This window comes from Desulfacinum infernum DSM 9756 (assembly GCF_900129305.1).
Taxonomy (GTDB): domain Bacteria; phylum Desulfobacterota; class Syntrophobacteria; order Syntrophobacterales; family DSM-9756; genus Desulfacinum; species Desulfacinum infernum.
This window is the reverse complement of record NZ_FQVB01000066.1, coordinates 1-10,295: the sequence shown is the minus strand read 5'-3', so window position 1 is coordinate 10,295 and position 10,295 is coordinate 1. Positions and strand designations below refer to the sequence as shown.

Below are 10,295 nucleotides of genomic sequence, written 5' to 3'. Positions count from 1 at the left end.
GATCCAGGAACTGATGTACCTGGCGGCCCGAGTGATCCGAACAGGGCGCCGGTTGAAGTTGCAGTTCGGAAGACACTGTCCGGCCTTTCGTGCTTTTCGCAGTGTGTATCTCAGGTTCTGCCCGGCATAGTCCGGGCCTCCTCAAGAGCATGCAAGCGGACTGACCGCAAGGTTTTGAAGGGATACCTGTGTTTCGAAATGCGTAAAATATCACCCTCGAAAGCGGTTTCTCCGCCCTCTGACGGCCCGGAGGCCTGCGGAGGAGTCGAAAGCGCCCGTCGCCCAGCCGCGAAATGGATTTCGAATGCCCCACCGTCAGTCTGCAGCCTTTCTATTCACGGATTCAGGATCAATTTCTTGTTTTAAATTTTTCCCTTTGGCACCATGATCTCTGAGTGCAATTTGTAACGCACTTCTCGCCATTACGGCAGCGGCATCCCAATTTTCATCTCTGATATTACGTTTTGCTTGAAGCCAATATCTTCCTATAGCCTCGGGCCAGTGTTCTGGATATTTTTCATATCTTAAAGGCCATGGTAGAACTCTATAGTCGTGAAGTCCATGACCGTGACCGTGCTCACTCGCAGACCAAAGTACCATTACATATCCTTTGCAATTACCACATTCAAGAGTATCGAAGTTCAACTTTTTACCTGAACTTGGTTTCTTCTTTTCAGCGTGAAACACAGTTTTGAAATTGCCTCTTTCCATGCAGAAAGGACAAGTAATTTGATATACGGCAAGTTCTTCGCCTCGTTGTCCGTACCACTCTCCTAATTGCCACCAGCTATCCATATATGATTTCCCTTTGGCTCATAACGGGCGCCGCGGATCAGCGGCGGACGCGGAGGCGAGTCTTCTCGCCGCAGCGTCCGTCCGCTGCAGCCGCGTGTTCGAGGGCGCGCATAGCGCGTCCCCGAACACGTGGATGCCATTCCGCGGCGCCCGTTCGTGGGACGCGCAGCGTCCCACGAACGACCAAGCTCACCTGCCGCTATGGAGCGCAGCGGAAAAGCGGTCAGGTGGAGCGACTTGTTAAACGCCCGCTCAGATTTATCGCCCTTTTTCAATAATTTTAATTACTTTATCCAACAAGTCTTTAACGAAATTAGAATCCAATTTGCTAGTCTTAATTCTTTCTTCTCGATAAGCTAGTGGATTTTCAAATATCTGTCTAATAGTATCTATTACAAATTGTTTATGATCAGCGTTTTGAGGATCTTCATTTAATTTTTTTTACTAAATCAAGATAGGGTGACAAAGAAAATGATATAGATGACTTAAATCCGTAAAGTTCTTCATATTCCCTTTCTTTTGCATACTGGTGAATCGCATATCCAATGAAGAAGACTATAGGTATACTTACAGTAACGCGCAAGATAAACCCAGGGGTTTTATAAAATGGAATATCTCCTTGAATAGATTGAACATGGTTGGCTATCCAAACAATCACTAACACTTGAGCAATAATTGCGGTGGCGGTTAATGCAGCCCAAATCCATTTAGAGAATTCAATTCTTTTCTTCCTTTTTTCGAAAGCGCTAAATAACGATGCTCCAACCGCTTTGAGAAGATGTTCCTTAACCTCTTTTTGAAGCGATTTGTTTTTTTCTATTATCGCTGAAGTCTCATTTTGAAAGGATTCAATTTTATTTTTTGCCTCATTTGTTGTTGATACAATAGTTTTTTGATATTTTTCTATTTCATTGAAAAATTCTCTGATTTTTGCCTCATTCGCACCAATGTCATCACGCAACTTTTGACTAGTATCACGATTTGATTGTATTTGATTAAGTAAATTGTTAATTTCTGTTGCCTTTTGGGATGATTCATTCGCAAGAGTTTTAATTTGTGTGGATAATTTCTCAGACTCAGATAGATGATTTTGAATTGTGTCAAATATCCTTTTTGATGACTTCTCTATGTTCTCAATTTCTTTAGTGCTTTTTTCCGCCTCTTTTCCAGCACGTACAGCCTTTTCAGCTTCCCTGATCATCTCAGCAAGCTTAACAGATTGCTGTTCAATTTCTTCATCGGAAGGGCCTGTAGAACGTGGGAAAAATTCGCTAACCAAAAGAAATATTTTTTGAATAATTTCTTCTGTTCCATTTTGGATAGAAATGTTGATGTGCCCAAATTGTAAATGTGCGGATAAAGTTAAATTTAGGTTTTGAGCATTTGGGAATACAGCTTTTATAGCTACAGAAGTAAATCGCTTATCTGTCAACTGCTCATATTCTGAACGTACTTGGGAGGGATCACCTGTTAATTGAAGTGGCAAAGCGCCACCACTTAATGTAATAGCTAAATTCTGAACTGGGCCGAAATCTGCGTTATTTTTTAGTTCATCAGCAAAATCAAAAAATTTTTCTGGTTCTAATACATGTCTTGCTGCTATCCAAGCAAGTTGTCGTTGATTTACTTGTTTTTGCATTAAAAGCTGCTCCAGTAATTCAAATAGCGTTTAACGGGCGCCGCGGATCAGCGGCGGACGCGGAGGCGAGTCTTGTCGCCGCAGCGTCCGTCCGCTGCAGCCGCGTGTTCGAGGGCGCGCAGAGCGCGTCCCTGAACACGTGGATGCCATTCCGCGGCGCCCGTTCGTGGGACGCGTAGCGTCCCACGAACTTGTTATTCTACCCAATCTCCCTTAGGCCGCGATTTCTGATTGGAAGAAGCCCACCCGGAGCGTGTGCCGCCGGGTTACTCATGTCTGCAGGTATTGAGAACATCGGTGATCAGGGCACCAACACCCAAAGCCATCCCATTACCCTTGTCTATCTATTCGCCCTGTTATGGAGATTGGTGATAATCAGCAATTTGCTTATCCGGAATGTCGTCGTTCACTTTTTTCCAACGGTCGATGGAGTCAAAGTTCAGGGTCACGGATGGGCCGCTACTGCTCCTTCGGCCGCTCCCGACGCACTAGCACCAGGCCCGAAAGCGCCTCCGAAAGTTCTTGTAACATGCCGTCCCCTGCTTCGTCTGCATGAGTCGCCGCAGCCACTTTACTAATTTATCCCAAATTCCACAGTCTATTACAAGAAGGTTGAAACTGTTTGCAGGGAGAACTTCAGGGTTTTATGAAAATTGCACCCTTAATGACAGCCCTTAAGTCAACAGCATTGGGGGCCGGGGGAGGGGTGAGAGTCAGCGGAGTGGCCTAAAACGGCTCCGAAGGTTCGGACGAACCCAAAGCCGAGGATTCCCCATCGGGCGGGCTTTGGTGTCCTTCTTCGAAGAGACGGGAAACCGTGCGGGCGGCTTCCATCACGTCCCGGTGGACCCTTTCCAGGGTCTCCAGGGCGTGCTTGAGGGTGGCCAGGGCATGGCGAAGGGGGGCGTCGTCCGGAGGCTCGAGGGGAGGGGGCGGTTTGGAGCTGGTGCGGCGGGGCGGCCTGATGCTTTCATAAAACCGGCGGGTTTTCTCGGACGGTGGGATTCCCAATTCCTCCTCGAGGCTTCTGCGGCACTTTTCGTACTGGCGAAGCGCCATGAAGCGCTGCCCGGTTTCCTGATAGAGTCGCATCACCACCAGATGAACATCTTCCCGAAAGGGCTCTTCCTTCAGGATTCGGAGGGCCGTCTCCAGGCTTCTTGCCACGTTGCCGTGGTGCTTGTGGGCGTACATGAGTCCGGTGAGGGCGTCGATGTAGAGGCAGTGGAGGCGTTCCCGCTCTTCCAGGATCCAGTCTTCGTAGAAGCCGGCGAGCAATTCCCCTTGGTAAAGCGTGAGGGCCTTTTCCACCCGGCTGGTTTCCCAAGGATCGGGCGTCGCTTCGGACCAGGCGGAAACGCCCCGGAGGTTTTCTTCAAAGGCGGCCACGTCCAGGGTCAGGGGGGCGTCGGGGTTCAGTCCCACCTCCCCGGAGGATGTGGTCAAAAGAAAGGTGCCTCTGGGAACGGGCGGCGGTTCCAGGACCTTTCGGAGGCGCCAAAGAGCCGTATTGAGGCACGCTCGGCCCTTCTCGTCGTCCGTTTCCCCCCAGAGCGTTCCGGCCAGGACCTCCCGGGGATGGGGCCTGCGGCGATGGAGAAGCAGGTAGGCGAAGAGATGCTGGGCGGTTCTCGTCAGATGCAGCGGCTGCGGGGGCATTCCGCGGTCCGCTCGAAACCCCCCGAAGAGATGAACGGATAGCCGTTCCATGTGGACTCCTTGCCGGGAAGATCCCCCTGGAATATAGGCATGCGGATGCGAGGATAGGGGCCAGTGGTCGAGTCCGGCTTTTCGGAAGCGTTCCGTGAAGGCCGGATGCTTTGCCCATTAAAACCTCTGGGCAAGCCGAAATCAAGGACCACAAGAATCCCCGGGCGGAGAAGGCTGTTCCTGGATTGGAGCCTTCTTGCTCAAGGTGCGGTCTTGAAGGGCGGGGGTAAAGTCCGACCCGCAAGCACACGTCGATCCCTTGGGTAGGGGCGGGGCTTATCCCCGTCCGTGTATCCCGTGGTGATAGACAAAGCCGGTGAAAGATCCTCCAGTTTAGGCCGTTATCCTGTGGACATCTTTCCGGATCCCCCGGCGTTCCCAGGAAGCGAACATCCATGGTTTTGTGGGGATGCGCAAGGGTCCAAGGCAAGGAAAACGCCGACTGCAGGGGCGAAGGATCCTTCGCCCCTGCAACTTCGGTCCTGCTACGAAGTGATGCAGTTGACGGAGATTCGGTTGGCGGTATCGACGCGGTGTTTCATCGCTTGCTGCCATCCCTTGGGTGATGACGTTGCGCCCTGCGCGGATCCTGCCCGCTTTCGTATCTTTCCGTCACCGGTTGGGATGCAGGGCCTTCAGGAGGGCGGAATCCGGTGGGCTGCCGGAAAGCAGGCGGGCCGTCAACTCTCCGGTAACCGGCCCGAGAAAGATGCCCTTGGTGGCATGTCCGGTGGCGACCCAAACGTTTTGCGGGCGGCGGAGGCGCCCGATGAAGGGCAGGCCGTCGGGCGTGCAGGGGCGGAAGCCCCGCCAGACTTCTCTTACTTTCAATGAACCGAGTCCCGGCAGACTCCTTCGAAGGTCGCGCTCCATGGCGTGGATCCGTGCGGACGAAAGCCGATCGTCCAGGCCGGCCAGCTCCAGGACGCCGGCCAGCCGGAGGGAGTCGGCAAAGGGCGTGACGGCCACGCGCGCTTCTTCCAGCAGGAGCGGCAGGGAGGGCGCTCCTGAAGGCCTGTCGTAGGTGATGCTGAACCCTTTGGCGGCTTCCACGGGAAGCGGGCGGCCCAGCATGGCGGCCACGCGCCCCGTCCAGGCGCCCGCGGCCAGCACGACCTGGTCGGCCTCCACGGGGCCTTTGGTGGTCTGGAGCCGCCGCACCGCCTTCCCGGCAAAAGACGCCCCGAAGACCTCCGTTTCTTCCAGGATGTGACCTCCGGCCCGGCGCACCTGGTCCGCCAGCCAGGAGACGAAGGCTGCCGGCTGGAGCTTCCCGTCGGGTTCCTGGAGTACCCCGCCGATGACGGACGGGGCCGCCGCCGGAACCATCTCCCGCACGGCCCGTTCGTCCAGGATCCGAGCGGGGCGCCCCGCCCGTGTGAGCTCTTCCGCCTCCCTGGCCGCCGCTTCCAGCGCCTGTCGGGTTTCATAAAGGCAAAGCAGGCCCTCCCGCGCATACTCGTAGACCGAACCCGCCTTTCGGGCCAGCTCGTCGTGGAGGGCCAGGCTTCTTTCCGCCAGCTCCCTGTAAACACCCGCGGCGTAGTTCACATGGGCTGCGGTGCTGTTCCGAACGAATCCCGCAAGCCATGCCCAGCGCCTGAGATTCGGGGACAGGTGGATGGAAAAGGGCCCCGTGGGGTTTAGAAGATGGCGCAGTCCCTCCCTCACGTTTCCCGGGGAACAGAGCGGCTGGAGATGGCTCGGCACAATGAGACCCGCGTTGCCATAGGAGCTTCCCGCCGGCAGCCTCCCCTTTTCCAGCACGGTCACCGCCGCTCCCTCACCTGCAAGGTAGTAGGCGGTCATGAGTCCCATCACGCCGCCTCCCACGATCGCAACGTCCGACCTTTTCTCATGCATACCAAGTCCTTTCCGGGAAAATGGATGACGGTGCCTTGAAACCCGTCCGCTACTTTGCACACGAGTACGATGCCTCGTCAATGGCCGATTTGTCGAGATGGATAGCCGCCTGAGCGGAAGCAACCCGGGACGGAGTCTATATTGTGGACCCCAAAGACTGAGACACCATGTTAAGGTGTCTTTCTCTAGGAAGGGGGGGCGATGAAACGGAAATGTGGCGGAGCCTGAAGCATGAGGACGTCTATCTTCGTGATTACGAGACGGTGGAGGATCTTATCCAAGGACTACGAAGGTACTTTGAGTTTTACAACAATGAACGTCACCATCAGGGCCTGAAGGGCAGAACCCCGGCGGAGGTTTGCCAGGGGAAAAGCATGGGGTGTGCGGCATGAATTGAGCCTTCCGGGCCGTCGCGGAGGGCCGCCTCCGACGAGCCACGGTTGGGCCCATTCTCGGCGTCCCTCCGCGAATCTGTCTACAGCGAGGGCACGTCCCTTAAGGCATATCGGGAACCTGGGTCCCCAATCCGGGACCAGAGAGCCATGGAAACTCGAAGCGGGGTTGTGAAGAATCGAGACAACACCTTAAATGTCTCCAAACGTTGTTTTGACAATGGAGTCCACCTTACCGAGTGGCGGCTAAGGAAGGCTTTCGAAGACTGTTCGATCCGATTTTCTTCATGCAATCACCTGCCAGGTGAAAGATTGACAGGAAACTCTATAGCACAGAATGCGTGTAAGTTCAAAATTATAGATGGAATATCCTATTTGTTTGGTTAAAATGACGCTCACGGATCAAGGGTAGGGGTTATTGCGCCCGCAGAATATCATGATAGCAAGCGCTTTTTTCCCGGCTTCTGACGGCCCGGAAAGTTCTGATAGGATCCATGCAGGGCGTCAACGAGCTCCGAGATGGCTTTCGAATGCTCCACCGTCAGTCTGCCGTCTTCCTGTTCACGGATTTGGGTAACACCTGCAAAATTACACAATATGCTTTTTACTGTTCAATCTTATTTTCTAATGTATTTATAAGGCCAGTTAAGCTTTCGTCCTTAGACACATCCATACGATATTCAAATTCCAATATAACGTCATCCACCATATTAATTGGGACACAGTCCTCTCGTGGGTTATAAATTTTAATATTATTATTGTAAAGCTGAGACCTAACCTCCTCGTCTCGCACCAAAAAAGGTTGGTTCCTTGTGTTTTCTTTGTCATCAATAGCAAAATATATATATCCGTCTTTTTCCGTGATTACTTCATAGCGGCGCCCACTATGTGAGTCGGCATCAGGATTATTCTTGTCATTCGCATTGCCTGTTCTTATTAAGCATTTAGAGGTAGTGAGAACCAACACCAGTCTTGGTGAATATATGTTTTCTTTTATTAATTTCAGGTTGCGAGCTAGAGCGGCAATTGCCATATGTCCCGATGAATGTCGAAAATACCCATTAGCCTTGTCGCCACCAACCTTATTGTCTTGAAGAAGCTCAAGCCCGTTGGCGCCGAGCAACACCAAGTGTATCGGAGGGATCTGTGAGTGTTTTGATCTGTGCAGGAGGTTTGCCGTCACGAGATCAGGAATTAAAACGACCCGCGTAAATCCTCTTCGTGCAAGAGCCACTGCATAACGCGATCCGTCGTGATAGGCTAAGGCGTCGTTTGGGGCAGTCATGGTCTTGGGTTGCCCTTCACAGACATAAATGGTAAAAAAGTCTGAAGCTAGCTGTTCGAAATTGATTTTGTGTATTTTGATTGGATGGTTCTCAAGAATCTTTTTGCTCGCCTGATTAAGGATTATGCGAACGATGTAGTCACGAAATCCACACAGCGATTTAATAACCAGCTCACTGTAGCCGTAAACCAAAACATTTATCCCTAGCTTGTTTTTCCTTGCATTTCCAGGGTCCACACCATTCTTAGATTCACCTGACAAGTCATCTTTGATTAGATTGTACAAACATGACAACAAATACTCTTCTAGCTGCTCACGTGATGAATTTGTAGGTGTGTTTTTCCTTGAACTGGATTCAACAAATGGCATCTTCGTTGCGATGTATTCGGCGAAGTAGTCATGTGCGCGTTTGCGTATTTCAGCGCGCTCTTTATGGATCCTTTTTTTCTCCTTCTTGATTGCGTTTTGGATAGCATCAAGGGAATCCTCGTATAGCAAATTTTTTAATCGTTTTACGATTTTCCTCAGGCCTATATGGCATGGACGATTTACCATGACCTCACACTCTAATTCGTCAAGAAACTCTTGATATTGATTCCGAAATGCACTGTATTTATGATTGCAATATATAGAAATATGCCTCCCGTCTCCGTTGGCACCATCAAATTTGCTGGACTCCGATGTGTGACACTTTTCCCTTGGGCCTTGCTTCTTAGTGTTCTTGTCTTGTTGTCTGCCGTTGAACTCGGTAGTGTCACCACATTTCACCTCGGCATCCTCCGGGTTTCCATCGATCGAAGGGGAGGGATGCATATGGTCCTTGTCCCTAAATAAGTGACGGCTAACAATTCGTTCGACAGTGTTCAATACAATCTCCATGAGTCCTGAGGCACTGGGGTGGGTTATCATGTCGAAGTTATTGGCGAGAAGAACGATTTCGCGGAAGACCTGATTGTCGATGGCCATCCGTGTAGATCGTTCTTCCACATCGAGAAAATAGGAAATTCCACCTCGGATTAGGAAATTTTTGACTGAATTCAACTCTTCTAAGAGATCGTCGATCACCATCTTTCTTAGTCTCGCTAGGTTTTGAATCACGATGGCGATATCCTTGTCTGTCAGATTGGCTTTTTGCAATTCTTTTAAGAGGCTTGGACGATGTGGCTCTTTGAAATGAATTATAATTTTGTGAGCTTCAGGTTCAATGGCAATGCCGCTCACTAGACGACTTTTTATCCAATGGAGTTTGGATTCTATTGGAATGTTATAGGCGATACAGATGGCATAATCTGATGCTGGGGAACGGGATTGATCAATATCGAGTGAGTCCGCGAGACGAAGGTAGGCTGCCAAGAGTCTCAGGGCAACAGTATCATTGTTTACTGGAAATTCCATTGGACAACGGTTAAGATCCTCAGCGCGGCGATGGTAGTGAGCCAAGAGTGCTAACGCGGGAGAATCATTGTAATCTATATCCAGCCTGGAGAAATGGTTTACAATGAATATCTCGGATCTTTTATGATGCTCTCTTCGGATTCTGTCATCAGAATATTTAAGTCGATCGTGCTCTTCATCGCCAAACAATCCACGCAGCATCCCAACGTCGTGTATCCACGCTGACGCAAGAAGATAAAAACGCTCCCGCATTTTCAGTTTTTCCACTTTGTCGCCCGGTATTAACCGATGAATTATGTTTTCCACTCTTTCGAAATGCTCTGGACCGTGAGGAGTATATCCAGCAAGCTGAGGGAACATGCTTTCACAGTCAGCTATAAGTTTTCTAACAGCATGTCGAATTCGATCCAATTTCTCTGCATATTCATCGCTCAGCCAATTCCAGTATTTTGCTTCTTTGATGTCTGGAGAAATAACGGGCAAATGTTCTTGGTTTTCAGCGCCTGTACGAAAATAGTCATTCCGATCGTCATTGTGAGTCATGTGTACTCCTTTTTGGCGCGAACCCTAAAACAGCACGTCATGAAAGTCGTGATATTTACTTGTAAACTTATCTGATATTGTGTATGAATATAACATCAATTGCATTTTTAGCCCGTGAATGTTATTTAAGTCGAATAACTATATTATCTCATCTAGCAGTTTGAATTTGCAAGTGTTTTGTGCCATGGAATCTCTTGTCAACCTTTCAGCTGGCAGGTGCTCGCATGAAGAAAATCGTGATCGAACAGTCTTCGAAAGCCTTCTACAGCAGCCACTCGGGTTTGGCTCTGGTAGGGAACCTGATCAACGGCTATACAAGCCTGTGCGAACGGTTGGAAAAGGAAGTTCCCTGGCAGCCGAGGGTTTCGCACGGTGTCAAGCGACACCCAGATTTACGCAATAAGGCGACACCTATTTTTACGCACTTGGCCCCGCGCCAATGCCAAGGTATTCAGCTTGTTGGTCTCCACCTCCTTGATCTTCGCGACATCCAGGTGCACGCGGATGAAGTGTTTCCTGCCAGGTGCTTAAAGCCTATGGGGTTGTGTCGACCCTGCCCGAAGGTTGGCCCACTAACAGCCCTGTGTTACGATTCCACACCCACGCGGAGGATAGGGCAACGCTGGGGAGCGACCCGAGCGCCGACGTGGGCGAGCGATGGAGGGGCAGGACC

At 50.8% G+C, this 10,295-nt stretch carries 4 protein-coding genes and 2 pseudogenes; 1 reads left to right on the top strand and 5 read right to left on the bottom strand.

Features of this window, described 5'->3' with window-relative positions:
* Window positions 1–315: 315 nt before the first annotated feature.
* The 4 genes from BUB04_RS19170 to BUB04_RS18380 form a co-directional block, all read right to left on the bottom strand.
* The gene (locus BUB04_RS19170; protein ID WP_143156573.1) at window positions 316–795 is read right to left on the bottom strand and encodes a DUF4145 domain-containing protein; all 480 of its coding nucleotides are present in this window, start codon (window positions 793–795) and stop codon (window positions 316–318) included.
* 427 nt (window positions 796–1,222) lie between these two features.
* Complete coding sequence (locus BUB04_RS19160) at window positions 1,223–2,434, bottom strand: hypothetical protein (protein ID WP_143156571.1); 1,212 nt, start codon at window positions 2,432–2,434, stop codon at window positions 1,223–1,225.
* A 726-nt stretch (window positions 2,435–3,160) separates the two neighbouring features.
* Window positions 3,161–4,144, bottom strand: a complete 984-nt coding sequence (locus tag BUB04_RS18385) for an AfsR/SARP family transcriptional regulator (RefSeq protein ID WP_073042221.1) — start codon at window positions 4,142–4,144, stop codon at window positions 3,161–3,163.
* A 612-nt stretch (window positions 4,145–4,756) separates the two neighbouring features.
* A complete protein-coding gene (locus BUB04_RS18380; protein ID WP_073042219.1) occupies window positions 4,757–6,007 on the bottom strand; it encodes an NAD(P)/FAD-dependent oxidoreductase in 1,251 nt (416 codons plus the stop codon).
* A 215-nt stretch (window positions 6,008–6,222) separates the two neighbouring features.
* Here BUB04_RS18380 and BUB04_RS18375 point away from each other — a divergent pair.
* Window positions 6,223–6,366, top strand: a pseudogene (locus BUB04_RS18375) (integrase core domain-containing protein); the annotation flags it as partial.
* Window positions 6,367–8,854: 2,488 nt separating this feature from the next.
* Here BUB04_RS18375 and BUB04_RS20440 read toward each other — a convergent pair.
* Window positions 8,855–9,439: pseudogene (locus tag BUB04_RS20440) on the bottom strand (HD domain-containing protein); the annotation flags it as partial.
* Between the last annotated feature and the right edge of the window lie 856 nt (window positions 9,440–10,295).